The following is a 26094-nucleotide window of genomic DNA, read 5'->3' as shown; positions in this document are numbered from 1 at the left end:
TTATTGTGACGACGCGCGCGCGTCGACCTCGTGCTCCAGCCGCTCGAGATAGCCGCGCCCATGCCTGGCCTCGAGCGCGGCGACCGTGGTGCGGTTGAACCGGTCGCGGTACGCTTCGAACGCCGGGTCGTACACGTCGCCCGTGACCGACAGTGTGATGCCGTGGCGCGCGTAGGCGCGGATGCGCCCGACGGTCTCCGGGCCGGGCGGAGGACCCGGTTCGAGCAGGGTGGGTGTGCCGGTGGCGACGCAGATCCGTGCCGCGTCCGCGCCGTCGAGGGGGCGGCCGTTTGCCCTGGCGATGGGGAGGTCGCCGCATCCGAGCCGTGCTTTCGGGTCGCGGAATTCGGTGAGGCGGACGCACGCGAGGCGGGCGTCGAACGTAGCGGGCAGCTGCGCCCAGCAGCGGGCGGCGTCGGGCCGCTTGCGCAGACCGAAGGCCCCCTTGTCCAGCGCATCCGCGAGCCGCAGCACGGCGCCGCGGCGCCCACGCAGGGCCGCCCAATAGAGATTGTGGATGCCTTCGAACGGACGCGCCTTCGCGGCCCGCGCATGCGGACCGAGGAACAGGGCGGCCAGGCGTTCCTGTTGCGCGCCGTCGTCGCTGTCCCTATCCGCCCGCCAGACGTTGGCGAGCGTTTCGTAGTCGCCCATGCGCAGCAGCCAGCCTTCGTACGCGGGGTCGGCGTACGCGGACGCCGCGCATGAGAGGCCGACGGCAAGCGCCCCCGCGAGCAGTCCGGGGCGCCGTGCCATCAGCTGTCGAAGTCTTCGGCCAGGTTCTTCCACCCCTTGCTTTTCGCGAACGGCGCGAATTCCTCGGGTGCCTCGAGCACGATGAGACGGCTCTCCTGCAGGCCCGGATCGCTGTGGCCGAAGTCCGGCCCCTTGTAGCCGACGGCACGCAGCCGGTCGATGATGGCGCGCACGAGGACGGCGTCCTTGTAGGCGCCGGGTTCGAGACGGTCCTTGAATTTCACGTACACGTCGATGATCCCGTAGCCCTCGTCGAAAATGCGGATCGACTTGACGTCGAGGGTACGGCCATGGGCGTCCTTGGCCTGGAACGGGCCGGACAGTTCAATATCGGAATCGGTAGTCATGGCGCCAAGGATACCACCGGGCGTGCCAGCGTGTATGCGATCTCGCTGGCGCCGACGGGCGCGCGGCGCCAGCGCTGGGCGGCACGGAAGCGGTCGGCGCGGGTTGCGCGTCGCAACTGCAAATTATCGGCGTGTGGCATCGGATCTGAAGCGTGAAAGGACCCGGGCGCCCGGATAGTCGGCCCGATCCGGAAACGCCGGCCGATGATAGCAGTTCCAGTAGCTCGTCACGCGCCGCGCCAGGGTTGCGAGCCAGGCCGGGTTGGCGCGTGCGAAAGACGCGAGGGACGACGCGTCGCGCGTCCCGATCCAGCGCGCGACGTCCTCGACGATCTCGATCACGTACTCGCCGGCCAGCTGAACGATGTAGGGCAGGAGCCAAGGTTCGTCGCTGTCGAGAATCTGCGCGAGGCATGCCTGGCGCACGTGACCGTCGTAATGCCGCGTCCCCAGGCAGGCGACGATGCGCCGGTCGACGCCCCGCGCATCCTCCAACGCGCGGAGCAGGCGGGCTGGGTCGTAGTACAGCCGATAGGGAATGTGCAGCGTTGCGCCATCCACGTCGACGTCGAAGGCGCCGTGCGGGGGCGCGAGTTCGTCCTGCGCGACGACGGCAACGGCCGCGCGTACGGAAGCGCGCAGCGCGGATGGGAATCCAAGCGATTCGTCGGGCCTGGCCTGGCGAGGATGGGTCAGCATGGCATCATATGACGCGGGCCACGGACGCGATCAGCAGCGACGCCGGTACCAGCAACGCTTGCGCGGCAACGGTGCCCGCCAGCCGGCTGCCGACCAGCCAGACGATGGCCTTCCTGAACTGGCTTTCCGTGACGTTGCCTTCGACGACATCGTCCGTCATCCCCGACATGTGCGGGTCGATGAACACGGCCATCATGATGGTCGCGCCGCCGTTGATGATCGAGGAGAGCGTGCTGGACGTGACGCGCACCGACGGGTCCAGCACGCCGGCGTACAGGGCCGCGAACACGCCGACGGTCCAGAGCGCGGTGGCGCCGACGTTCAGCAGCGTGATCCGGCCCGATACGCCGTGTCCCGACCGGAATCCGGTCATGTGGCGCGCGGCGGGCATGCGGGCGACGTCCCGGACGTACGACAGGCCACCCTTGAAGAAGCCGTGGAGGATCAGCTTCGGGATCGAGCGATGTGCCTGGAAATGCAGGACCGCACGGCAGAATACACGCTGGAACGTCGGGATCAGCAGGGCGCCCGCCACCGTCGCAAGACTTGCGGACACGAGCAGCCAGCGAAAATCGGCGAGCAGCGCACCGCCCGCGAGCGGGGCCAGGTGGGTCTCGACGCGCTTCGCCAGGAACGGGCCCAGGAACGAATTCGACGTCCGCGACACGAGCATGAGAATGCCGAACAGGGCCAGCGACACGGCGATCCGCCTGGTCCGTACGCCGGCGATCCGTACCGAGTACGCCAGAGTCCCGATCAGGTGGATCACGAACGTCAGGAAGCAGATGAAGAGAAGTTGGGTATCCACGTCTATGTATCTACGTCTATTTCACAAAATATCCGGAGACCTTCCAACTGCCGTCGCGCTCGCGCATCGGCACCACGGTCTCCACCGCATGCGCCTTGTGCGCGAACTGCGTGTCGTACTGGATCACGACGTATTCCCCGTCCGGGGCGCCCGGCAGCGAACGCTTGAATTCGGACGACACCAGCTTGCGCGACGTGACCGCGCCGAGCGGTTGCCGGACCCGTTTGAGCGCGCCGGTCCAGTCGGCCCTGGACACGCCGGCCTGGAACGCGGCCGCCGCCTGGTCCCACGTCGCGGCGGCGTCGCCGGCGTCGGCGGGCACGAGCCAGCGGTTGGCTGCATCGACCGCGCCCCGCACCGCGTCCTGCCGCTGGCCATGCGCCTGCGGCGCCGCCAGCGCGGCGGCCAGTACGAACAGTGAAGCAAGCTGTTTCATGGCGACTCCCTGATCGGTTATCCGTGAGTGTTTCGAATTCCACGACCGCCGCGCCGATCGCATCCGCGAATGCCCTGTCGTGCGTGGACATGAAGACGACGGACGTCTCCCGTTGCTGACGGCGTACCAACGCAGGCGCAGGCGGACGAGCGGTGAGGGGATGGCGTTCTCCTGGCTCGGGTCGCAGGATTATGAACGCCTTTTTGTCGATAAGGCAATGCTTTCTGACTTAATCCTGGCTTAGCAGGGCCGACACGTACAGCAGCAAACGGTCTTCCGCACGCGCGAGAAGCAGGCCGGTCAGTTCCTCGACGCGGCGCAGCCGGTAATCCAGGGTGTTCCGGTGGATGTGCAGCGCGGCGGCGGTGGCGGCCGCGCTTTCGTTGTGGGCGAACCAGGCGTCCAGCGTGCGCCGCAGCGTGGCGCCGCTGCGGTCGCGGGCCAGGCACGCGACCGGCTGGCGCAGCTGCGCCGCCTGCCAGCCGGCGTCCAGGCCGGACAGCAGCACCGGCAGCGCGAGGTCGTAATGGCTCCATGCCGTGCGCGCCGGGTCGCGCCGGCGTCCGATGCGCGCGGCGGTGCGTGCGCTCTGCCAGGACACGGCCGCCGCCTCGACGCCGCGCGCGGCCAGTCCCATCGTCAGCGTGAACGGCAGGGCGCACAATTCCCGCACCAGCGCGACCAGGGCCGCGTGGCGCCGCCGCGCCGCCGTGTCGACCGGGGCGGCGTCGGGGTCGAACGCATCCAGGATCACCATGTCGTATGGGCCGGTCGTGGCGGACAGCAGCGCCGGCTGGCGCGCCAGCAGGGCCAGTTGCAAGCGCTGGAGCTCGCTGATCGTCCGTTCGGCGTCGGCGGCACCGGCGCGCAGCTCGAGCAGGAACACCGCCTGTACGCGCCCGAAATCCAGGCCCAGGCGCCGCGCCCAGGTCTCCAGTTCCGGCCGGCCGCCGGCATCCCCCCGGATCAGGTTCAGCACGAAGGTCTCGCGATAGCGGCTGTCGCGCTGCAGTTCGCCGGCCAGGCTGGCCTGTTCCAGGATCATCTCGGCCGTCAGGCGCACCAGCTCGCCGAATTGCCGGACGGCGTCGGGTGCGCCGCTCAGGCCGACGGCGCCGCACATCTGGCCATCCACGACGAGCGGCAGGTTGATGCCTGGCCGCGCGCCGTGCATGTGCGGCGCCGACGCCGCGTCCACCTCGACCGTCGCACGCCGCGCCAGGGCGAGCAGGGCGCCATCGTGCAGCTCCCCGACCCGGGCGGCGTCGCCGCTGGCCAGGATCACGCCGCGCGCATCCATCACGTTGACGTTGAACGGGATGATGCGCATGGTGCGGCTGACGATGTCCTGGGCGAGGCGGGTGCTGAGTTCGAGCATGCCAGCCACTCTAGCCGATCGTGGTCACTGTGCCAAGTGCCAACGCCGGGCGTGTCGATCTTGTGTTTATGTGAACGATTTTGTGAAGATGCACAATCGGCACGCGCAAGAAGCCCGCGCGTCTCGTGCCGCGTGCCGAGGACTTGCAGTGACGATTTGGTCATAATGCGGTCTGCCGCCCCGACTGATGGCGGACATCACGGAGACACCATGAGAAACAGCATGAGCACGGGCGCGGCCCAGCCGGCGGGCGTTGCCGATCCCGCCATCCTCGAGCGCGGTTACCGCAAGGCGACCTGGCGCCTGATCCCCTTCATCTTCATCTGCTACCTGTTCAACTACCTGGACCGGGTCAACGTCGGCTTCGCCAAGCTGGAAATGCTCGACGCCCTGAAGCTCAGCGAGACCGTGTACGGACTCGGCGCCGGCATCTTCTTCATCGGCTACGTCACCAGCGGCGTGCCGAGCAACCTGATCCTGCATAAACTCGGCGCGCGCCGCTGGATCGCCGCCATGATGATCATGTGGGGCGGCCTGTCCGCGGCGATGATGTTCGTCACGAGCCCCGTCTCGTTCTACGCGCTGCGCTTCCTCACCGGCGTCGCCGAGGCCGGGTTCTTCCCGGGCATGGTGTTCTACTTCACGAACTGGTTCCCGGCGCAGAAACGCGGCCAGGTGATGGCGCTGTTCATGTCGGCGATTCCCGTCTCCGGCCTGGTCGGCGGTCCGCTGTCGGGCTGGATGCTGAGCCATTTCGCGACGTGCCAGGGCGGCCTGGCCGGCTGGCAGTGGCTGTTCCTGCTCCAGGGGCTGCCGACGATGATCCTCGGCGTGGCCGTGCTGTTCTTCCTGTCCGACGGCCTGCGGCATGCCCGTTGGCTGACGCCGGAAGAAAAGTCCGCGATGAAGCAGGCGCTCGACGCCGACGAGCAGGGCCGCCGCGCCAGCAGCCATGCGGTGCACTCGTTCTCCAGCGTGCTGCGCAACGGCCACGTGTGGATGCTGGGCCTGATCTATTTCAGCATCCAGATGGGCGTGTACGCGATCAACTTCTGGCTGCCGTCGATCATCAAGGCACTGGGCTTCGACAACCCGACGACGGTCGGCTGGCTGAGCGCCCTGCCGTATCTGTTCGCGGGTATCTTCATGGTGATCGTGGGCCGCTCGGCCGATGCCCGCCGCGAGCGCCGCTGGCATTTGTCCGTGCCGATGGCGATGGCGCTCGCCGGCCTGCTGCTGGCCGCGAATTTCTCGCACAACGTCGTGCTCGTGATGATCGGGCTCACGCTCGCCACGATGGGGGCGCTGACCGGACTGCCGATGTTCTGGCCGCTGCCCGCCGCCTTCCTGGGCAGCGCCGCCGCGGCCGGCGGCCTCGCCCTGATCAATTCGCTGGGCCAGGTGGCCGGCTTCGTCAGCCCGTTCCTGGTCGGCTGGATCAAGGACGCCACCGGCAGCACGGACGTCGCCCTGTATATCCTGTCGACCGTGCTGCTGGTCGGCGCGGTGCTGGTCATGACCGTGCCGGCGCGCCTGGTCAACCGCTGAGGAGAGCCCATGAAGATCGTCATTGCCCCCGATTCGTTCAAGGAAAGCCTGACGGCGCTGCAGGTGGCCGACGCCATCGAGGCCGGCATGCGCGAGGTCTGGCCCGACGCGACATACGTGAAAGTGCCCGTGGCCGACGGCGGCGAAGGCACCGTGCAGGCCATGATCGACGCGACGGGCGGCCGGCGCGTGGACGTGCGCGTGACCGGACCGCTGGGCCAGGCGGTGGACGCGTTCTACGGCGAGGCCGGCGGCGTCGCCGTGATCGAGATGGCGGCGGCCAGCGGCCTGGAAGGGGTGCCGCCCGACCTGCGCGATCCGCGCACGGCCACGAGCCGCGGCACGGGTGAACTCATTTGCGCGGCGCTCGATGCCGGCGCGCGCAGGATCGTGCTGGGCGTCGGCGGCAGCGCGACGAACGACGGTGGCGCCGGCATGCTGCAGGCGCTGGGCGTGCGCCTGCTCGATGCCGACGGCAAGGACATCGGCCCGGGCGGCGCGGAACTGGCGCGCCTCGACCGCATCGACGCGTCCGGGCTCGATCCCCGAGTGCGCGCGACTGAATTCCGGATCGCGTGCGACGTCGACAACCCGCTCACCGGCCCGCGCGGCGCGTCCGCCGTGTTCGGCCCGCAGAAGGGCGCAACGCCGGCAATGGTCGCGCAGCTCGACGCCGCGCTTGCGCATTACGCCGACGTGATCCGGCGCGACCTCGGCCAGGATATCGCGCAAAGCCCGGGCGCGGGCGCCGGCGGCGGCATCGCGGCGGCGATGGTCGTGTTCCTCGAAGGGCAGCTGAAACCCGGAATCGAGATCGTGCTCGATGCCGTCGGGCTCGATGCGGCCGTGCGCGACGCGGACCTCGTGGTGACGGGAGAGGGCCGCATCGACGGCCAGACCGTGCACGGCAAGACGCCGATGGGCGTGGCCAACGTCGCGCGCCGCCACGGCAAGCCCGTCGTCGCCATCGGCGGCAGCCTCGCCGTCGATGCGGGCGCCGTGCACGCGCACGGCATCGAGGTCGTGGTCGCCGCGGTGGCGCGGCCGTGTTCCGTCGCCGAGGCGCTGGCCGCGGGCGCGGACAACCTGCGCCGCGCGGCGCGCAATCTCGCGGCGGCGCTGGCGCTGGGGGGACGCCTGCAGCATTGACCGGAGCGGGCTATGATGGCGGTTGCACAACGCCCGCCAGGAGCCCGTCTTGACCGCCATCCTTCCCGACGACGAATCGTTCTGGTCCACCATCCGCGCGCAGTACACGCGCTCGCCCGACTTCCTCAACCTGGAGAACGGCTACTTCGGCATGCCGGCCGATCCCGTGCGCGCGGCGCTCAAGCGTTACCAGGACGAGGTCGATGCCGAGAACGCGTTCTTCCTGCGCGAGCGCTGGCCCGCGCGCCTCGCGCACGTGAAGGCGCTGCTCGCCGGCTTCACCGGCGTCGCGGCCGATGAGCTCTTGATCACCCGCAGCGCCGTCGAGTCCTTGAACATCGTGTTCCAGGGTTATCCGTTCGAACCGGGCGACGCGATCCTGATGGCGCGCCACGACTACGACTTCAGCCACGACATCGTCCGCATGGTCGCGGCGCGCAAGGGCCTGACCGTCATCGAGGTGGACGTGCCCCACGAGGTGGAAGACGAAGACGCGATCGCGGCACTGTACGCGGACGCGATCACGCCACGCACCCGCGTGCTGCTGATCACGCACATCGTGCACCGTACCGGCCGCATCATGCCGGTGGCGCGCCTGGGCGCGCTGGCCCGGGAGCGTGGCATCGACCCCATCGTCGACGGCGCGCACGCGCTCGCGCAACTGGACTATACGATCCCGCAACTGGGGACGCAGATCGCCGCGTTCAACCTGCACAAATGGGTCGGCGCGCCGCTGGGCACGGGCCTGCTGTACATCGCACGCGAACGCATCGCGGACATCGCCCCGCTGTACGGCGACGTGACGTCCGGCCGCACCGACATCGACAAGCTGGGCGCGTTCGGCACCGTGCCGCCGGCGCCGGTCATGGCGATCGAGGATGCGCTGGCGTTCCACGCCTCGATCGGGTCCGGCAACAAGGAAGCGCGCCTGCGCTGGCTCGCGCGGCGCTGGATGGACCAGGTGCGCGACCTGCCGGGCGTGCGCGTGTACACCCCGTGCGATCCGGCCCTGCATGGCGCGCTGGGCGCGTTCGGCATCGACGGCGTGCCCGCCGCCGAGGTCGTGCGGCGGCTGATGGATGACCACCGCATCTTCACCGTCATCCGCAAATTCGGCGGCACCGAGATCGTGCGCGTGACGCCGCACCTGTACAACGGGCCCGAAGACCTCGATGCGCTGGCGGATGCGATCCGTCAGTGGGCGCCGCCCAGGTAGGCCGCGACCACCTTCGGATCGTTCTTCAGGCTCGCGGCGGGGCCGTGCACGGCGATGCTGCCGTTCTCCAGCACATAGCCGTAATCGGCCACGTTCAGCGCGGCCTGGGCGAACTGCTCGACGAGCAGCATGGTGACGCCTTCCGTCTTCAGGCGCGCGATGATACGGAAGACTTCGTCCACGAGGATGGGCGCGAGGCCCATCGACGGTTCGTCCAGCAGCACGACGTCCGGATTCAGCATGACGGCGCGCGCCATCGCCAGCATCTGCTGCTCGCCGCCCGACAGGGTGCCGGCCAGCTGCGTGCGGCGTTCCTTCAGGCGCGGGAACAGTTCGAGTGCCCGCTCCAGGTCGTGCTGCACGTCGCCTTTCGGCCGCGAGCGCGTGAATCGCGGGAAGGCCCCCAGCAGCAGGTTGTCCGTGACCGTCATCGTCGCGAACACGCGCCGCCCCTCCGGCGAATGGGCGAGGCCCGCGCGCGCGATGCGATGCGAATCCATGCCGGTGATGTCGCGGCCGGCCAGGGTCACTTTACCGCCGCGCGGCTTGATCATGCCGGAGATGGCGCGCATGGTCGTCGTCTTGCCGGCCCCGTTGGAACCGATCAGCGTGACGAGCTTGCCCTTCGGGACCTCGAGCGAGATCCCGTGCAGCACTTCGACCTTGCCATAGGCCGCGTGCAGGTTGTCGATGGTGAGCATGCGGTCTCCTCAGACGGCGGCGGATGCGGCGGGTTCGCCGGCACCGCCCAGGTAGGCCTCGATCACGCGCGGGTCGGACTGCACGCGCGCCGGCGATCCTTCGGCGATCTTCTGGCCGAAATCCAGCACGGTGACGGTGTCCGAGATCGACATCACGACGTCCATGTGGTGCTCGATGAGGACGATGGTGATGCCGTGGTCGCGGATCTTGCGGATGATGGCCATCAGCTCGCGGATGTCCGGTGCCGTCAGGCCCGCGGCCGGTTCGTCCAGCAGCAGCAGGCGCGGGTCGAGCGCCAGCGCGCGGCCGATCTCCAGCAGGCGCTGCTTGCCGTAGGGGAGGTTGCGCGCTTCCTCGTCCGCCAGGTCGGCGAGGCCGACGAAGCTCAGGATCGCCGCGGCGCGCGCCCGTGCGGCCAGTTCCTCGCGCAAACGGCGCGGCGTGTGCAGCATGGCGTCGAACACGTTCGAGCGGAAGCTGTGGTGCAGCCCGACGAGGATGTTTTCCGTCGCCGTCATCTCGCCGAACAGCTGCACGTTCTGGAACGTCCGCGCGATGCCGCCCAGCGCGATCTGCGCGGGCGTGCGGCCCGTGATGCCGCTGCCGGCAAAGACCACCCGGCCGGCCGTCGGTTTATAAATGCCGGTGAGGACGTTCATCATCGTGCTCTTGCCCGAGCCGTTCGGTCCGATCAGGCCGTGCACGGTGCCGCGCGCGACGGTCAGGTCGACCTGGTTCAGCGCCTTCAGGCCGCCGAACTGCATCAGCACCTGCTCGACTTTCAGCAGGTCGCCGCCGGCGGCTTCCGCCTGCGGGACGCCTGCAAAAGGATCGCCGCCGTGGTCGGCCAGCGCGCGCGCATGCTGGCGCCCGCGACCCAGCACGTCGCGCAGGAAGCCGACGATGCCCTCCTGCAGGTAGTAGACGACGAACAGCGTCATGAGGCCGAAGATCGTGAGGCGCCAGTCGACCATGCTTTGCAGCTTGTAGGAGACGACGGCCAGCGCCAGCGTCGCCACGACGGGCACGATGACGCGGCGCGCGGTCGTCTTGCGGCGCGCGAGCAACAGGCCCGCGACGACGACGGCGAGGATCGCGGCGCCGACGGCGATGCGGCGGAACAGGTCGATGTCGGACAGGAGGCTCGGCAGCATCACGACGATCACGGCGCCGATCAGCGCGCCGCTGCGGGTCTTGCGGCCGCCCATGATCACGGCGAGCAGGAACAGGATCGTCAGCTCGAAGTTGTACGTGTTGGGCGAGATGTATTGTTCGGAATACGCATAGAGGCTGCCCGCGAGGCCCGCGAAGCCGGCGCTGATCACGAATGCATACACTTTATAACGGTACACGGAGACGCCCATGCAGTCCGACGCGATGGGGCTGTCCCGAAGGGCCTCGAACGCGCGGCCGATGTGCGATTTCAGCAGCCGGTGCACGAGCAGCAGCGACACGATCATCAGCGCGGCCACGGCATAGTAGTACTCGACTTCCGTCAGCTCGTGGCCGGCCACGCTGGGCTTCGTCAGCATGATGCCCATCGGGCCTTCGGTGAGGAAGGTCATCTCGTTGATGAGGATTTGCACGATGGTGCCGAAGGCCAGCGTCACCATCGCGAGATACGGCCCCGTCACCCGTAGGGCGGGGAGGGCGAGGATCGCGCCGAACAGCGCCGCGCCCGCGATGCTGGCGGGGAGCGTGAGCCACCACGCGGCGCCCAGCTTCATCACCAGCACGCCCGTCACGTACGAGCCCACGCCGAACAGGCCGGCATGGCCCAGCGACACCTGGCCCGTGTAGCCGACGACGATGTCGAGGCCGAACAGCAGGATCGCGTAGATCAGGATCGTCTCGACGAGGTGGATGTAGTACGGGTTCCCGACCAGCACGGGAAAGGCGGCCAGCAGCGCGATGCCCGCGATCGCGCCGCCCCAGGTCAGCTTGTTCATCGTCATACCTTCTTGATGGCGGCCTTGCCGAACAGGCCGGACGGCTTCACGGCCAGCACGAGCAGCAGCAGGACGAGGCCCGGCACTTCCTTGTAGCCGGTCGACAGGTAGAAGCCGGTCGCCGTCTCCGCGATGCCGAGGATGATGCCGCCGACGATGGCGCCCATGCCCGACGTCAGCCCGCCGATGATCGCGACGGCGAACGCCTTCAGGCCCAGCGACGCGCCCATCGTGGCGCTCGTGAGCGTCAGCGGCGCGACGAGGGCGCCGGCGAAGGCGGCCGTCGCCGACGACAGCGCGTACGAGAACGTGATGACCATGCCGGTGTTGATGCCCATGAGGCCCGCCGCGTCGCGGTCGTTCGCGGTGGCGACGACGGCCTTGCCGTAGATGGATTTGCGGTTGAAGATCTCGACGGCGAACATGATGGCGAGCGCGCCGACGATCACGGCGACCTGCATCGGCTGCACGTTCGCGCCGAGCACGGTGAACGGTTCGGACGACAGCGGCGAAGGGAAGGGCAGCACGTCCTTGCCCCAGATGTTCTCGGCCACGTTCTTGAAGATGATGGCGAGGGCGATGGTCGACATGATCCAGCCGAATTCCGACTTGATGCGGATCGCGGGCCGCACGGCGATCCATTCGACGAACACGCCCTGCAGCGCGCCGAACAGGACGACGATGGGAATCATCAGCCAGTAGCCGAGATAAGGCCCGCCGTGGATGGTGCCGACGAGCGACAGGCCGACGAGCGCGCCGAGCATCAGCGCCTCGCCCTGGCCGAAGTTGAGGGTGCCGGACGTGGCGAACGTGAGCTGGTAGCCGAACGCGATCACGGCATAGATCATGCCGAGTGCGATGCCGGACACGACGAGTTGGAGCAGGATCTCCATGGTTCCTCCGGGAGCAGACGCGTGAATCCAGTAACGTCGTTCCCGCGCAGGCGGGAACCTAATTTGCGTGCGTAACGACGGCGCAAACAAAATTGGGTCCCCGCCTTCGCGGGGACGACGTTATTTGGCCTGCACCACTCGCCCATCCTTCACTTCACCGAACTTGGTGTTCTCGAAGTTGATGGCCTCGTGGTCCGCATGCGAGTACGGCTTGTTGTAGGTGGTGACGACGCCTTCGACCGGCAGCGTGAGGTTTTCCAGCGCGGCGGCGATCTTCGGTCCTTCGGTACTGCCGGCCTGCTGGATGGCGGCGGCCAGCAGGTACACGGAATCGTAGCCCTGCGCTGCCGACACGGCCGACGGCATGCGGCCGCCCGGCGGGTTGTAGGCCTTGATGTAGGCGTCGATGAACGCCTTGCGCTTCGGCGTGTCCGGGTTCTGGATGAAGGTCTGCGGCATGCGGGTGCCGTCGCCGTTCTTGCCCGCGTTGTCGATGAAGTTGGCCATCGCGAGCGTCCAGCTGCCGACGATGGGCACTTTCCAGCCGAGCTTCTGCATGCCGTTGGCGATCTGCGCCAGCTCGGGGCCGATGCCGTAGGTGAGGACGACGTCGGCGCCGGCCTGCTTGGCGCGCAGCAGCTGCGCCGTCATGTCGACGTCGCCGATGTTGTACTTCTCGACGACGACCGGCTTCACGCCCTTCTTCTCGAGCACCTTCTCGAGGTCTTCGCGGCCCAGCTGGCCGTAGTTGGTGGAGTCGGCGAGGATCGCGGGCTTCTTGAAACCGCGGCGCGCGATCGCTTCCTCGACGATCATCGCGGACTGGATGGTGTCGTTCGCGGAGTTGCGGAAGATGTAGTTTTGCGGCTGGTTCGCGAACTGCTTCGTGACGATGGAGCCGGTGGCCACGTTGTTCATCACGGGGATCTTCGCCTGCTGGTAGAAGCGCTGCGAGGCGAGGGCCACGCCGGTGTTGATGTAGCCGACGGTGGCGACGACGCGCTCCTTGTTGATGAGTTCCTGCGCGACCTGCACGCCGCGTTCGTTCTTCGCTTCGTCGTCGCGTTCGACCAGTTCGACCTTGCGGCCCAGCACACCACCCTTGGCATTGATTTCAGCGACGGCGAGACGGACGCCATCGCGCATCGACACGCCCATCGGCGCCGACCCGCCCGTGAACGGACCGGACACGCCGATCTTGACCGGCTCCGCCGCCATGCCCGACATCGAAAAACCCAACACTACCCCTGCAACCAATGCCTTTACCTTGAAATTCATTGTCGTCTCCGTAGTCGTATTCTCGTTTTACGCCGGGCGCCGCGGACCAGTGCCGGGCCCATCGTGAGCCGATTGTAGAATAGCAATCAGACAACAGCAATCGATTGATGTGACGCGATGCAACATGCGTCATTCATGCAAACGCGTAAGGAAAGCGTCAGGCAGCAGGGGTACGGACGAAAAAAAAGCTGCGCCGAAGCGCAGCCTTTTCGGTACGGCGGAGGTCAGCGGTGACGCCACCCGCCCCGATGGCCCCAGCCGCCGCGATGGCCGCCGCTCCAGTGGTTCCAGCTGAAGCCGAGGCCGATCGAGATCGGCGGATACCACAGCGGGTCGGCATAGACGGGGGCCGGCGCGTAGATCGGCGCGGGCGCGTACACGGGCGGCGCGACGTACACCGGCTGGGTCACGACGGTCGCCGGGGCCGGGGAATAGGTCACGCGGCCGGCGTCGCCCGATGCTGCCGCGGCCGCACCGGTCCCGGGCGCCACCGGCGTCACGGACACGACCTGCCAGCCGTTGGCGTCGGGTTGCGCATAGGCGCGCGTGCCGTAGTTGGCCGGCGCCGGGTAATACGTGGCGCAGCCGGTCAGGGCGGCGGCGCAGGAAACGATAATAGCGAGCTTGATCATGGCGGTTCTCCTCACCTGCCAACTATAAAGAATCCGTTGGCGCGTGCCTGTTGTTTTACAGGCTGTTACAGATGTTCATGTTCCGGAAAAAGAGCGTTACCCGGTCCCATCCCATCGTAGCGCCGGCGGAGGGGGCCGGTTTGATGATATCGTCGCACGTTTCGCTACACGCCGCTTTTCGATGTCCTCTTTCACGCGTTCGTCCATTTTCCCCTACGCGGCCCTGTTGTTGTCCCTCGTCTCGCTTACGACGGGCGCCTCGCTCGCCAAGCACCTGTTCCCCGTCGTCGGCGCGGCCGGCGCCACCGCGATGCGGCTGACCTTCGCCGCCGTGATCCTCGCGATCGTGTTCCGGCCGTGGCGTTTCAAGCCGCGCGGCGACAGGCGCGCGCTGCTGCAATACGGCCTGTCGCTGGGCGCCATGAACCTGAGCTTTTATTCGGCCCTGGCGTACGTACCGCTGGGGATCGCGATCGCCGTCGAGTTCACGGGGCCGCTCGTCGTGGCCGTGGCGACGTCGCGCCGGCGCCTGGACTTCGCCTGGATCGCGCTCGCGTGCGTGGGCCTCGCGCTGCTGCTGCCGCTGGGCGGCAATGCGCCGGCCGTCGACTGGCGCGGCATCGCGTTCGCGCTCGGCGCGGGCGCCTGCTGGGCCGTGTACATCCTGGCGGGCAAGCGCGCCAGCGCGGCCTATGGCGCGGCCGCGTCGAGCTGGGGCACGGTGCTCGGCGCGCTGATCGCGGCGCCGGTCGGCATCGCGCACGCGGGCGCGGCGCTGCTGGAACCCTCGGTGCTGCTGTTCGGCGTGGCCGTCGCCGTGCTGTCCAGCGCGATCCCGTATTCGCTCGAGATGGTCGCGCTGCGCCGCCTGCCGGCCAACACGTTCAGCACGCTGCTCAGCGCGGAGCCGGCCATCGGCGCGCTGATGGGCCTCGTGCTGCTGGGCGAGCACCTCGACGTGTCGCAATGGCTCGCGATCGCGCTGATCGTCGCGTCGTCGATCGGCGCCGCGACGAGTGCCAGCCTGGCCGCGCGCCGCCGTCCCGCCGATGCCGAGCCGCCGGTGCCGGTGTAGCGCGGTTACCCCGGGCCCACGCGTGACGTATGCGTTTTGCCGGCGTCACGCGTGGGCGGAGGGCCGCCCACCCTACGAACTGGGGTAGAGTAGCGCACCAAATTCACCCACAACCGAGGGAAGACCATGCAACGACGACAACTGGGCCAGGACGGCCTGACGGTACCGGAGATCGGCCTGGGCTGCTGGCAGCTGGGCGGCGGCTGGAGCAACGACTGGAACGACGACATCGCGCAGCAGACCTTGCAGGCGGCCATCGACGCCGGCGTGCGCTTCATCGACACGGCCGACGTCTACGGCGACGGCGCGAGCGAGCGTTCGATCGGCCGCTTCCTCGCCGGCCGCAAGGAGCCGGATATCGTCGTGGCGACGAAACTGGGCCGCGCGGGCATCTACCCGGACGGCTACACGCGCGCGTCGCTGCGCGAAGCGACGCAGCGTTCGCTCGAGCGCCTGCGGGTGGACGCGCTGGACCTCACGCAGCTGCATTGCGTGCCGACGGAGGTGATGCGCCAGGGGCACGTGTTCGACTGGCTGCGCGAACTGCAGCAGGAGGGCCTGATCAAGCGCTGGGGTGCCAGCGTGGAGTCGGTCGAAGAGGGCCTGATCTGCCTGGCGCAGGACGGCCTCACGTCGCTGCAGGTGATCTTCAACGTCTTCCGCCAGAAGCCGGCCGAGGAACTGTTCCCGCGCGCGGCGGAGCGGAAGGTCGGCATCGTCGTGCGCCTGCCGCTCGCGAGCGGCCTGCTGGGCGGGAAGATCACGCGGGCGACGACGTTCCGCGACGACGACCACCGCAATTTCAACCGCGACGGCGCGATGTTCAACGTGGGCGAGACGTTCGCCGGACTGGAACTGGAGCGCGGCATCGCGGCCACGGAGCAGGTGGCGGCGCTGGTGCCGGCCGGGATGACGATGGCGCAGATGGCGCTGCGCTGGATCCTCGACCACCCGCAGGTCTCGGTGGTGATCCCCGGTGCGAGCCGCCCGGAGCAGGTGCGGGCCAACGTGGACGCTGCGGCAGTGCGGCCGCTGCCGGCGGACCTGCACGGGAAGCTCGCGGGCGTCTACCGCGCCCACGTGCGCGACTTCATCCGGGGAGCGTACTGATGGTGCGCGCCGGTGCGCTGGCCGCGCTCGTCCTGGCCGCAACGATGGGCGGCGCATCCGCCCAAACCGTATCGAACGGCACCTGGGCCGGACCGCCCGCCAACGCGGGCCCCATCGCCGTCACGCCTCCGCCGCCGGGCGCGGCGCCGGCGTCCCCGGTGCCGCCCGGGATGCGCTCGCCGTCGCCCAAGCACGTGCTGGTGCTGGGCGGCGCGCGCGGCTGGCATCACGATTCGATCCCGGCCGGCATGGCCGCCGTCTACAACTGGGGCCGTGCGACGCATCTGTGGGACACCGAGATGCGCACGGAATTCAGCCTCGTCAACGGGCGCGGCGGCCAGCCGATGACGGCCGGCTTCCAGCCCGTGGGGCTGCGCGACTTCGATGCGATCGTCGTCGTCAGCGCGACCGGCGACTGGGGCCTGGACGCCGCGCAGAAAGCCGCGTTGCTCGACTTCGTGCGCGCGGGCGGGGGCCTGGTCGCGATCCATGGCGGCGTCGACGCGAATGCCGGCTGGAAGGATTATGTGGAGATGGTGGGCGGCGTGTTCGTGTCCCATCCATTCAACAACCACGCGTGGCCGCTGTTCCCGTTCCCGCTGCGGACCGAGAACCGCGATACCCCGATGACGTCGTTCCTGCCGGCCCGCTGGATCCGGCAGGACGAACTCTATGTCGTGAAGAATTTCTCGCGCGCCGACTCGGAAGTCCTGCTCAGCATGGACGGCGAGCGGCTGGACATGACGCGCATCCCGGAGCAACTGCCGCCCGACCGCGACGTCCCCGTCGCGTGGATCAGGCAGTACGGCCAGGGACGGGTGTTCGCGTCCACGATCGGCCACGCGAAGGAAGCCTTCGACGATCCCGATGTGGCGCGCATGTACACGGAGGCGATCCGCTGGGCGCTGCGCCTGTCCGGAGACGACGCGCGCCCGCGTCCCGCGCTTACAGGGCCACGTCCAGGCGGGCCGACCACGAACGGCCGTTGATGCCGAACGGGCAGGTCTCCCAGCAGTAGGTGAAGCCCAGCTGCGGGAACGGCGCGGCCTTGACCGGGTCCCACTTGGTCGGGAACGTGTTGAAGATGTTGTTCGAACCGACGGTCAGGCTGGTCGACTTCGAGAAGTTGTAGCGCACGGTGGCGTCCACGATCCACTTGCCGTCCCAGGTCTGCACGAACGGGGCGGTGAAGCCCTGGCCCTGCACTTCGCCATACCAGTTGGCGCGCACGTTGCCGTTCCACTGGCCGTGCGTCAGGTCGGCCGCGAGCACGTGGTGCTGGCGCGGCTGGCCCCGTTCGATCAGCGTCACCTGCGAGTCGTCGAACAGCTGGGCGCCCGTCAGCACGGGCGAATCCGAATGGCGGCCCGTCACCGACGTGCGGTTGAAGTCCAGCTGCGCGGACAGCACGAGCGTCGTGGCCGGCCAGCGCGTCGTGTGCTCGGCGACGATGTCCAGGCCCTTCGTTTCGGTGTCGATCGCGTTCGTGAAGAACTGTGCCTGGCCGACCTTGAGCGGATCGAGGATCGCCTTGATCGGGCACGCGGCGGCCGTCGCGCACGCACCCGATTCCGGTGCGATGTTCGACGAGAACACGATGCGGTTGTCGATGTCGATGCGCCACAGGTCGGCGGTGACCGAGAAGTTCGAGGCCGGACGCAGGATGATGCCCACGCTGCCGTTCTTCGACGTTTCTTCCTTCAGGTTCGGGATGCCGAAAGCCTTGGTGACCGCGCTCCCTTCGCGCGCGGTCAGCGTCTCGGTCAGCACGCCGGCGCCGTTCAGGTTCGTCGACACGGAGCTGTAGAACTTCTGCTGCACGCTCGGTGCGCGGAAGCCGGTCGACAAGGTGCCGCGGAAGCCCACCTGGCGGCTCGGGTCATAGCGCAGCGACAGCTTGCCGGTCGTCGTGCTGCCGAAGTCCGAGTATTTTTCCCAGCGCGCGGCGGCGCCGACCAGCAGCTGCGGCGTGATGTTGTATTCGGCGTCGGCGTACAGCGCGATGTTGTGGCGTGCATCGTCGACGGCGGTAGCGGGCGTGTAGCCGGGGAAGCCCTGCGTGCCCGACGCGGCCGCGCCGCCCGTCTGGTCCTTGATGACGATGGCCGGATTGTTCGTGCGGCCGTACTGGTACGAGACCGGGTCGCCGGCGTCGATCGCATAGCCGTCGCGGCGCCATTCGAAGCCCGTCGCGAAGTTGATCGTCCTGCCCAGGACGTCCAGCGGGCCGCGCAGGTCGGCGTTGAACGTCGTCTGCTTGAATTTCAGCTTGCCGGTATCGGCTTCCAGCGGCGATTCGGCGTAGATGCCGCCGCCCGGTTTCGGTTCGAACCAGTAGCTGACGTTGATCGTGCTCTTTTCGTGGAAATCCAGTTCGCTGCGGCCGTGGTTCAGGGAGACGTCGACCTTCCAGTCGTTGGCCAGGTCGCGGCGGTAGCCGACGGCCAGCGACGCATCCTTGACGGTGGTGCGGATGTTCGGCAGGAAGCCGTTCGGGTAGACGGCGGGCACGTTGCGGCCGTCGTCCGCGGAGCGGAAGAAACCGGCCGAATCGCCCGTGCGGTGCGACACGCCGCCGAACGTGTAGAACTCGCCCTGGCTCGACACCGGCACGGCCGAGTTCCACCAGAAGTACTTGTCTTTCGCGAGGCTGTCGCCGATGCGCTGCGTGACGCGCGGCGGGTCGACCCGGAGGGAGTTCACGCCCGCGCGGTTGGTTTCGCCGCGGTGGCGGGCCTCGGCCGTCAGGTTGATGTAGCCGCCGTCGCCGATCGTCCAGCCCTTGTTGACGCTGCCCTGGCGCAGCTCGCCGCCGCCCTCGGTCGTGCCGCCGACGGTGCCGGACAGCTGCGTTTCGTTGGTCTGGTTCTTCAGCACGATGTTGATCACGCCGGCGATCGCGTCGGAACCGTACTGCGCGGCGGCACCGTCGCGCAGCACTTCGATGCGCTGGATCGCCGACATCGGGATCGCGTTGATGTCCGTACCGGCCGAGCCGCGGCCGATGGTCTGCTGCACGTTGACGAGCGCCTGCTGGTGGCGGCGCTTGCCGTTCACGAGCACGAGCAGCTGGTCGGGGCCCAGCGAGCGCAAGGTGGCGGGGCGGATGATGTCCGTGCCGTCGCTGATGAACGTGGTCGAGAAGTTGAAGGACGGGTCGAGCGTTTGCAGCAGCTTGCCCAGTTCCACCGGACCGGCCATCGCCATGTCCTTGGCGCCGATCAGGCCGACCGGCGCGGCCGAGTCCAGCGCCGTGCGCGCGGTCGAGCGCGAGCCCAGCACCACGACGGACGCCATGCCGTTGTCGGCGGCCGGCTGTGCCTGCGGCGCAGTGGCGGGGGTCTCTTGAGACCAGGCGGGAGAGAAGGCCAGGAACAGCGAGGAAGCAAGCAAAGTGCGGGTAAAGACGGGTACGGCGCGGAGTTGGGTCATCCTTATTCTCTCGTCGATGGTTGTTGTTGTGAGAACGCCCAACCGCACCGGGTTGGATGCCGGCCAAGCGTGACGCAGTGTAACGAGCGCCCAGCCGTATTCACAATCGTCACCTGTCTATACTGTTGTGAAATTGATGCATCAAGGGCAATCTTGCTTGTTGTGATAGACGAAATGCGGCTATTCTGGGGAGGATGCGGCATTGCCGGCCACGCAAAGGCCGTTGGCGAGCATGAGAATTCCGAATATGCATATACGCGGAATGTCACAAAGTTGCTGGTTTGTTAGTGCGAGACAGGCCCGGCGGCATGCCGGGCCAAGGTGGACGGTCAGGCCGATACGTCGGTGGTGGAGCCCGGAGCTGGGGTGGGCGCGGTCGTTGCGGATGCGCTGCAGGTCAGCGACTCTGCGCCGCCGGCTTGCGTCCGGTGGGCGCGGCGATGATGCGCTTCCTGCGTTCCGCCGCTGGCTTCCCTGCGGTCGTCGCGCAGCTTCGCGAGCGCCCTGGCGCTCGTGAGGTCGCCGCCGTTACAAGCATGACGCGCAGTCCATGTAGCGGTCACACGTAGACATTGATCGTGTTGACGATGCCCTGCGCGACGGCGTCCTCGACCGCGACGCTCGTCAACGCGGGATTCGATTTCAGGATCGTGCCCCAGTCGCCCGGCACGGCGGCCGCCACGGATGTGCTGGATTCCGCGGACGTGTCCACGGATGCGGCGGGATCGGTCGACGCCGGCGCCGCCGTGCCCGCCTGCGCCATGCCGGCCTGCGCGACGGCGTTCAGCAGGCCCGCCGCGTCATATGTCTGGACGCCGTTGTCGCGGTTGCCGAGTGTCGCGACGATGCTTGCCTGTTCGGACAGGTTCGATAAGGTCACGCGGGTCGCCGGATCCTGCGTCGCCGTCTCGGGCGGTTTCGTCGTCACGGACGTGTTTGCCGTCGAGGTGGTCGTCGACGAGATGGAAGAGATGGCCATGATATTCACCTGAATTGTTGCCACAAGCAAACTATACACCGAACCAGCCCAACGGTATCGCTTTCGCCACGGCTTCGTAGCCGAGATCGTTCGGATGCAGGTGATCCCCGCCGTCGTAGGCCGGCAGCAGCCGGGTGGGACGGCCCGGATCGCGCAGCACGGCATCGAAGTCCGCCACGGCATCCCAGGCGCCGGACGTCCGGATCCATGCGTTGGCGCGCTGACGCACGGCATCGCGCGCCGTCGTGAAATACGGATGGCCTTCGTACGGCAGCAAGGTCGCGCCGATGACCTGCATGCCGCGCGTGCGCGCCCGCGCGATCAGTTGCAGCCAGCCCGCTTGCAGGGATTCCGCGGGGATGGGACTTGACGCAGAACTATAGACGATGTCGTTGATGCCGATGAGGACGAACAGCCAGCGCGCGCCGGCCGTGGCCAGCACGTCGCGGTCGAAGCGTTCCAGTGCGTCGCGGCCGGACAGCAGCGCCGTCGGATAGTCCGTCAGCAGCGAATTCGCGCTGATGCCCCGGTTGACGACGGCGATGGGCGGGCTGCCGGGCAGGGTTTCGGTGCGCAGGCGGCGCGCCAGGTAGTCGGTCCAGCGGCGGTTGGCGTTGCTCGTGCTGCGCACGCCATCCGTCAGCGAATCGCCCAGGGCCACGATGGCGGACGGCGTGCCGGCGGCACTCGTCACGTCGACTTCGGTCAGGAACGGCCACGAGGCCAGCGTGCGCTGCACGGGCAGGGTGTTCGCGCCCGCGTAGTTGCCGGCGGCGGACACGTAGTTCGTCTGCAGCGCGAGGTCGTGGATCGACGCCGCCTGCGTGCTGCCCGGCAGCCAGAGGCTGACGGCCAGGTCGGCCAGCGCGGGCACGGCGAAGTCGACGGGGTCGGAGACCAGCGGGTCGCCCGGTGCGACGGTGGCGGACGGCGATCCGCCGAACGTCAGGTCGCGCCCGCTGCCCGAGACGAGGCTGGCGCCACTGGATCGGAGGCCGATGTGCGCGGCGCCGATGCGCAAAGGCCCGCTGCCCATTTCGTTGGACAGCCGCACGCGCACGCGGTTGCCGGGGATGCTCGTGCGCACGATCAGGCGCAGCGTCTGGTTGCTGAACGTCTGCAGGCTGGCGGACGGCGGCGGCCCGGCCGGCGCCGTGCCCCAGGTGGCGCACCAGGTGTCGGCACCGATGGCCGGCAGCGTCAGGCAGCCGGCCAGTGCCGGCAAGGCGTGGAGAAATGTGCGGCGTGACGGCATCGCGGGCTCCGTGATCGACGAGCGGACCCCATCAATCTACACATGCACACCGCATAGCCCTTGCGCCAGATCAGGAGAGGCGTCAGGCGAGGACGGCCAGCAGGCCGTCGAGGCCCGTGACATTCAGCGCCACGTCGGCCTGCGCGCGCACCACGGGCTTGGCGCGGAAGGCAACGGACAGGCCGGATACGCCCATCATCTTGAGGTCGTTGGCGCCGTCGCCCATGACGATCGCCTGCTTCGTGGCGATGCCCAGCTCGGCGCACACGCGTTCGACGGTGCGCTTCTTTTCCTCCGCGTCGACGATCCCGCCGACGACTTTGCCGGTCAGCACGCCGCCGGCCGCTTCCAGCACGTTCGCGTGGGTGTAGTCGAGGCCCAGGCGGGTCTTGAGGCGTTCGGTGAAGAAGGTAAAACCGCCCGAGACGAGCAGCGTCCTGAGGCCCGCGGCCTGCACGGCCTGCAGCATCGCTTCGCCGCCCAGCGAGATGCGCAGGCGTTCTTCGTACACGCGCTCGAGCGCATCGACCGGCAACCCTTCCAGCAGCGCGACGCGGCGCGTGAGGCTTTCCGAGAAATCCAGTTCGCCGCGCATCGCGGCTTCCGTGATCGCGGAGACCTGGGGCTTGAGGCCCTGCATGTCCGCGATCTCGTCGATGCATTCGATGGTGATCAGGGTGGAATCCATGTCCATCGCGACCAGCCTGAAATCGGCCAAGGTCAGGTTCGCGTCGACGAACGTCGCGTCGACGCCGGCGGCGTGGGCGGCCGCCTCGACTTGCGCTTTCAGTTCCGGCGTGAAGTCGAACCCGTCGCAGCGGAGCGCGTGCGCGTGGACTTCGGTGGTGCGTGCCGGACGGACGATGGCGGCGATCTGTGCGAGTGCGGCCTGGTCGGCGTTCGGGCCCTGGAGGACGAGCTTCTTGAACATGATTTGGTTTGCTTTAAGCTATTTAAGCGAGGAGTTGTTTGATGGTCTGCTTGACCTGGTTCACGCGCGCGGCCAGGTCCGGCATGCTGGCCGTGATGCGCAGCTTGTCCTGGCCGGCCAGCTTGACGTGGCGGTTCTTCTGGATCAGCGTGATGATCCTGATCGGGTCGATCGGCGGCTTCTCCATGAACTGCAGGCTGGCGGCATCCGCATGCGCGTCGATCTTGACGATGCCGACGGACTTCGCCGCGATGCGCAGGCGGTGCGTCTCGATCAGCGCCTTCACGGCATCGGGCAGCTTGCCGAAGCGGTCGATGAGTTCTTCCTGCATGTCGTCGATGCGGCCCTGCTCCTCGCAGTTCGCGAGGCGTTTGTAGATCGACAGGCGCTCGTGCACGTCGCCGCAGAAATCCGCCGGGAGCAGGGCCGGCACGTGCAGGTTGATCTCCGTCGTCGACGACAGCGGCGCGCTCATGTCCGGTTCGCGGCCGGCCTTCAGCGCCTTCACCGCTTCGTTCAGCATGTCGGAGTACAGCTGGAAGCCGATTTCCAGCATCTCGCCCGACTGGTTCTCGCCCAGCACTTCGCCGGCGCCGCGGATTTCCAGGTCGTGCATGGCGAGATAGAAGCCGCTGCCCAGTTCTTCCATCTGCTGGATCGCATCCAGGCGGCGCTGCGCCTGCTTCGAGAGCCCCAGCACGTCGTTCACGAGCAGGTAGGCATAGGCCTGGTGGTGCGAGCGGCCGACGCGTCCGCGCAGCTGGTGCAGCTGGGCGAGGCCGAACTTGTCGGCGCGGTGCATGATGATCGTGTTCGCCGTCGGCACGTCGATGCCGGTCTCGATGATCGTCGTGCACAGCAGGATGTTGTAGCGCTGGGCGACGAAATCGCGCATCACCTTTTCCAGGTCGCGCTCGTGCATCTGGCCGTGCGCGACGGCGATGCGCGCTTCCGGCAGCAGTTCGCGCAGCATCGCGAGGCGGTTCTCGATCGTCTCGACTTCGTTGTGCAGGAAGTAGATCTGGCCGCCCCGTTTCAGTTCGCGCAGGCACGCCTCGCGGATGACGGAGCCGTCCTCGCCGCGCACGAACGTCTTGATCGCGAGGCGCTTCTGGGGTGCCGTCGCGATGACGGAAAAGTCGCGCAGGCCTTCCAGCGCCATGCCCAGCGTGCGCGGGATCGGCGTCGCGGTCAGCGTGAGCACGTCGACTTCCGCCCGGAGGGCCTTCAGCGCTTCCTTCTGGCGCACGCCGAAGCGGTGTTCCTCGTCGATGATGACGAGACCGAGGCGCGTGAACTTCACGTCCGGCGACAGCAGCTTGTGCGTGCCGATCACGATGTCGACGGTGCCGTCGGCCATGCCCTTGATCGCGTTGTTGATTTCCTTGCCGGTGCGGAAGCGCGACAGTTCGGCGATGCGCACGGGCCAGTCGGCGAAGCGGTCGGAGAACGTCTGCGCGTGCTGTTCCGCGAGCAGCGTGGTCGGCGCGAGGATCGCGACCTGCTTGCCGCCCATGACGGCGATGAATGCGGCGCGCAGGGCAACCTCGGTCTTGCCGAAACCGACGTCGCCGCACACGAGGCGGTCCATCGGCCGGCCCGACGTCATGTCCTGGATGACGGCGGCGATGGCGGCGCGCTGGTCCGGCGTCTCGTCGAAGCCGAAGCTTTGCGCGAAGTTCTCGTAGTCCGTGGCCGAGTACTCGAACGAATGGCCCTGGCGCGCGGCGCGGCGGGCGTACAGGTTCAGCAGCTCGGCCGCCGTGTCGCGCACCTGTTCCGCGGCTTTTCTCTTCGCCTTGTCCCACTGGCCCGAGCCGAGCGTGTGCAGCGGCGCGTCGTCGGGCGACGCGCCCGAATAGCGCGAGATCACGTGCAGCTGCGACACCGGCACATAGAGCCTGGATTCTTTAGCGTATTCCAGGTGCAGGAATTCCGTCTCGCCTTCGCCCAGGTCCATGCTGACGAGGCCCAGGTAGCGGCCGATGCCGTGATTGATGTGCACGACGGGATCGCCGATCTTCAGCTCCGACAGGTCGCGCACCATCGACTCGACCTGCGAGCCAGCTTCCTGCTTCTTCTTGCCCGCGCGCCGGCCGGTGCCCGCGTACAGCTCCGTCTCCGTGATGAACACGAGATGGCCGGCGCCTTCTTCCATCAACTCGAAGCCCGCCTGCAGCGGCGCGACGCCCAGCACGACCTTCGCCTCCGTCGCGCGCAGGCCGTCGAAGCCTTCGATCGATGCGAGGTCCAGCTTGTACTCGCTGAAGTACTGCTGCAGGGTCTCGCGCCGGCCGGCCGACTCCGCGCAGATCATCACGCGCTTGCCCGCGGCCTGCATCAGGTACGAGCGCAGGTTCGCGAGCGGATCGTCGAGGCGGCGGTTGACGGCGATGTCGGGGACCGCTGCGGAGAGCTCGGAAGCGCCCGCCGACGGGTCGCGCGCGATGGCCCAGCGGCCGTGCGGCTTGGCCTGCACGAAGAAATCCTCGGCGCCGAGGAAGATCTCCTTCGGTTCCAGGATCGGGCGATCGCGGTCGCTCTTGAGGAATTTGTAGCGCGATTCGGTATCGAGCCAGAAGCGCTGGATGGCCGCCTCGATGTCGCCGACGAGGGCGAGGCTCGATTCGTCCGGCAGGTAGTCGAACAGCGTGGCCGTCTCGTCGAAGAACAGCGGCAGGTAGTATTCGATGCCGGCCGACGCGATGCCGTTGCCGATGTCCTTGTAGATCGTCGACCGCGACGGATCGCCTTCGAAGCGTTCGCGCCAGCGGCCGCGGAAGGCGCTGCGCGATTGCTCGTCCATCGGGAATTCACGGCCCGGCAGCAGGCGCACTTCCTTCACGGGATACAGCGAGCGCTGGGTGTCGGCGTCGAAGGTGCGGATCGTCTCGATCTCGTCGCCGAACAGGTCCAGGCGGTACGGCAGCGCGGAACCCATCGGGAACAGGTCGATCAGGCCGCCGCGCACCGAGTATTCGCCCGGCGACATCACCTGCGTGACGTGCGTGTAGCCGGCCAATGTCAGCTGCGCTTTCAGCTTCGCTTCGTCCAGGCTTTCGCCCTGGCGGAAGAAGAATGTGTAGGCGGCCAGGAACGACGGCGGCGCGAGGCGCACCAGCGCGGTAGTCGCGGGCACGACGAGCACGTCGCACTGGCCGTTGCGGACTTCGTGCAGCGTGGCGAGGCGTTCGGATACGAGGTCCTGGTGCGGCGAGAACGCGTCGTACGGGAGCGTTTCCCAGTCCGGCAACAGGTGGCAGGACAGCTTGCCTTCCGCGAACCAGGGAATTTCATCGAGCAGGCGCTGGCCGTCGCTGGCATTCGCGACGATCACGGTCAGCATCTGCTTCCTGGCTTTCAGCGCAAGGGCGGCGACGGCGAGCGCATAGGCATCGGCCGAGCCATGCAACTGGGGCAGGGCGAAACGGGTTCCGGGCTTGGGAAGGTGTTTGGTGAGATCGAAGGGCATTGACGCGGTGCTGTTCGGGTTCGTCAGGACGAGCGTCCATTATAGTCGA

At 68.0% G+C, this 26094-nt stretch carries 22 protein-coding genes; 6 read left to right on the top strand and 16 right to left on the bottom strand.

The genetic code is table 11. The features are described 5' to 3' along the window. The 6 genes from ACL58G_RS22470 to ACL58G_RS22445 form a co-directional block, all read right to left on the bottom strand. Positions 1 to 756 carry a hypothetical protein gene (locus ACL58G_RS22470; protein ID WP_440963229.1) on the bottom strand — a complete coding sequence of 252 codons (756 nt, stop codon included), beginning with the start codon at positions 754 to 756 and terminating at the stop codon, positions 1 to 3. After that, positions 756 to 1103 carry a hypothetical protein gene (locus tag ACL58G_RS22465; protein WP_440963228.1) on the bottom strand — a complete coding sequence of 116 codons (348 nt, stop codon included), beginning with the start codon at positions 1101 to 1103 and terminating at the stop codon, positions 756 to 758. Before ACL58G_RS22465 ends, ACL58G_RS22470 begins: the two co-directional genes overlap by 1 nt. Positions 1104 to 1226: 123 nt before the next feature. Further along, positions 1227 to 1802: a hypothetical protein gene (locus tag ACL58G_RS22460; protein WP_440963227.1), complete on the bottom strand. Its 576-nt coding sequence runs from the start codon at positions 1800 to 1802 to the stop codon at positions 1227 to 1229. Between the two features lie 4 nt (positions 1803 to 1806). After that, positions 1807 to 2610, bottom strand: coding sequence for a lipid II flippase Amj family protein (locus ACL58G_RS22455; protein ID WP_440963226.1), 804 nt, complete (start codon positions 2608 to 2610; stop codon positions 1807 to 1809). 16 nt (positions 2611 to 2626) lie between these two features. Further along, positions 2627 to 3046, bottom strand: a complete 420-nt coding sequence (locus ACL58G_RS22450; RefSeq protein WP_440963225.1) for a DUF4019 domain-containing protein — start codon at positions 3044 to 3046, stop codon at positions 2627 to 2629. 229 nt (positions 3047 to 3275) lie between these two features. Further along, positions 3276 to 4424, bottom strand: a complete 1149-nt coding sequence (locus tag ACL58G_RS22445) for a sugar diacid recognition domain-containing protein (protein WP_413388371.1) — start codon at positions 4422 to 4424, stop codon at positions 3276 to 3278. Between the two features lie 210 nt (positions 4425 to 4634). Between ACL58G_RS22445 and ACL58G_RS22440 the strand changes: the two genes are divergently transcribed. The 3 genes from ACL58G_RS22440 to ACL58G_RS22430 are packed head-to-tail and all read left to right on the top strand — an operon-like array spanning position 4635 to position 8337. Continuing rightward, on the top strand, positions 4635 to 5972 hold the full coding sequence (locus ACL58G_RS22440) for an MFS transporter (protein ID WP_413388372.1): 1338 nt from the start codon (positions 4635 to 4637) through the stop codon (positions 5970 to 5972). A 9-nt stretch (positions 5973 to 5981) separates the two neighbouring features. Continuing rightward, positions 5982 to 7121 (top strand): glycerate kinase, encoded by a 1140-nt coding sequence (locus ACL58G_RS22435; protein ID WP_413388373.1) that lies wholly within the window; start codon positions 5982 to 5984, stop codon positions 7119 to 7121. Between the two features lie 49 nt (positions 7122 to 7170). Beyond that, positions 7171 to 8337 carry an aminotransferase class V-fold PLP-dependent enzyme gene (locus tag ACL58G_RS22430; RefSeq protein ID WP_440963224.1) on the top strand — a complete coding sequence of 389 codons (1167 nt, stop codon included), beginning with the start codon at positions 7171 to 7173 and terminating at the stop codon, positions 8335 to 8337. Here ACL58G_RS22430 and ACL58G_RS22425 read toward each other — a convergent pair. From ACL58G_RS22425 to ACL58G_RS22405, 5 genes are all read right to left on the bottom strand, one after another. Further along, positions 8316 to 9038: an ABC transporter ATP-binding protein gene (locus tag ACL58G_RS22425; protein ID WP_413343032.1), complete on the bottom strand. Its 723-nt coding sequence runs from the start codon at positions 9036 to 9038 to the stop codon at positions 8316 to 8318. The two genes, ACL58G_RS22430 and ACL58G_RS22425, sit on opposite strands and share 22 nt — an antisense overlap. A gap of 9 nt (positions 9039 to 9047) precedes the next feature. Beyond that, positions 9048 to 10994 (bottom strand): branched-chain amino acid ABC transporter ATP-binding protein/permease, encoded by a 1947-nt coding sequence (locus tag ACL58G_RS22420; RefSeq protein ID WP_413343033.1) that lies wholly within the window; start codon positions 10992 to 10994, stop codon positions 9048 to 9050. Next, positions 10991 to 11881, bottom strand: a complete 891-nt coding sequence (locus tag ACL58G_RS22415; protein ID WP_056131728.1) for a branched-chain amino acid ABC transporter permease — start codon at positions 11879 to 11881, stop codon at positions 10991 to 10993. Before ACL58G_RS22415 ends, ACL58G_RS22420 begins: the two co-directional genes overlap by 4 nt. Positions 11882 to 12001: 120 nt before the next feature. Beyond that, positions 12002 to 13159 carry an ABC transporter substrate-binding protein gene (locus ACL58G_RS22410; RefSeq protein WP_413343036.1) on the bottom strand — a complete coding sequence of 386 codons (1158 nt, stop codon included), beginning with the start codon at positions 13157 to 13159 and terminating at the stop codon, positions 12002 to 12004. A 224-nt stretch (positions 13160 to 13383) separates the two neighbouring features. After that, the gene (locus tag ACL58G_RS22405; protein WP_413388374.1) at positions 13384 to 13791 is read right to left on the bottom strand and encodes a hypothetical protein; all 408 of its coding nucleotides are present in this window, start codon (positions 13789 to 13791) and stop codon (positions 13384 to 13386) included. A gap of 181 nt (positions 13792 to 13972) precedes the next feature. On the opposite strand from ACL58G_RS22405, the gene ACL58G_RS22400 reads away from it, so the two are divergent. From ACL58G_RS22400 to ACL58G_RS22390, 3 genes are all read left to right on the top strand, one after another. Further along, a complete protein-coding gene (locus ACL58G_RS22400) occupies positions 13973 to 14866 on the top strand; it encodes an EamA family transporter (protein ID WP_413388375.1) in 894 nt (297 codons plus the stop codon). Positions 14867 to 14992: 126 nt separating this feature from the next. Next, positions 14993 to 15976, top strand: a complete 984-nt coding sequence (locus ACL58G_RS22395; RefSeq protein ID WP_440963223.1) for an aldo/keto reductase — start codon at positions 14993 to 14995, stop codon at positions 15974 to 15976. Next, positions 15976 to 16965 (top strand): ThuA domain-containing protein, encoded by a 990-nt coding sequence (locus ACL58G_RS22390; RefSeq protein WP_413388376.1) that lies wholly within the window; start codon positions 15976 to 15978, stop codon positions 16963 to 16965. The genes ACL58G_RS22395 and ACL58G_RS22390 overlap by 1 nt, the downstream gene beginning before the upstream one ends. Here ACL58G_RS22390 and ACL58G_RS22385 read toward each other — a convergent pair. The 5 genes from ACL58G_RS22385 to mfd all read right to left on the bottom strand — a co-directional run bounded on the left by ACL58G_RS22385 (position 16922) and on the right by mfd (position 26045). Then, a complete protein-coding gene (locus ACL58G_RS22385) occupies positions 16922 to 19408 on the bottom strand; it encodes a TonB-dependent receptor plug domain-containing protein (RefSeq protein ID WP_440963222.1) in 2487 nt (828 codons plus the stop codon). The genes ACL58G_RS22390 and ACL58G_RS22385 overlap by 44 nt on opposite strands. 559 nt (positions 19409 to 19967) lie before the next feature. After that, positions 19968 to 20387 carry a hypothetical protein gene (locus ACL58G_RS22380; protein WP_413388379.1) on the bottom strand — a complete coding sequence of 140 codons (420 nt, stop codon included), beginning with the start codon at positions 20385 to 20387 and terminating at the stop codon, positions 19968 to 19970. Between the two features lie 31 nt (positions 20388 to 20418). Continuing rightward, positions 20419 to 21642 (bottom strand): SGNH/GDSL hydrolase family protein, encoded by a 1224-nt coding sequence (locus ACL58G_RS22375; protein WP_440963221.1) that lies wholly within the window; start codon positions 21640 to 21642, stop codon positions 20419 to 20421. 82 nt (positions 21643 to 21724) lie between these two features. After that, entirely contained in the window at positions 21725 to 22573 is an 849-nt protein-coding gene (gene serB / locus ACL58G_RS22370) for a phosphoserine phosphatase SerB (RefSeq protein WP_413388382.1), read from the bottom strand. Positions 22574 to 22595: 22 nt separating this feature from the next. Continuing rightward, positions 22596 to 26045, bottom strand: coding sequence for a transcription-repair coupling factor (gene mfd, locus ACL58G_RS22365; protein WP_440963220.1), 3450 nt, complete (start codon positions 26043 to 26045; stop codon positions 22596 to 22598). Positions 26046 to 26094: the final 49 nt, after the last annotated feature.

Source organism: Massilia sp. GER05 (assembly GCF_052056005.1).
Taxonomy (GTDB): domain Bacteria; phylum Pseudomonadota; class Gammaproteobacteria; order Burkholderiales; family Burkholderiaceae_D; genus Telluria; species Telluria orientalis.
Note: the sequence above shows the minus strand (reverse complement) of the source record. Positions and strands in the feature narration are given on the sequence as shown.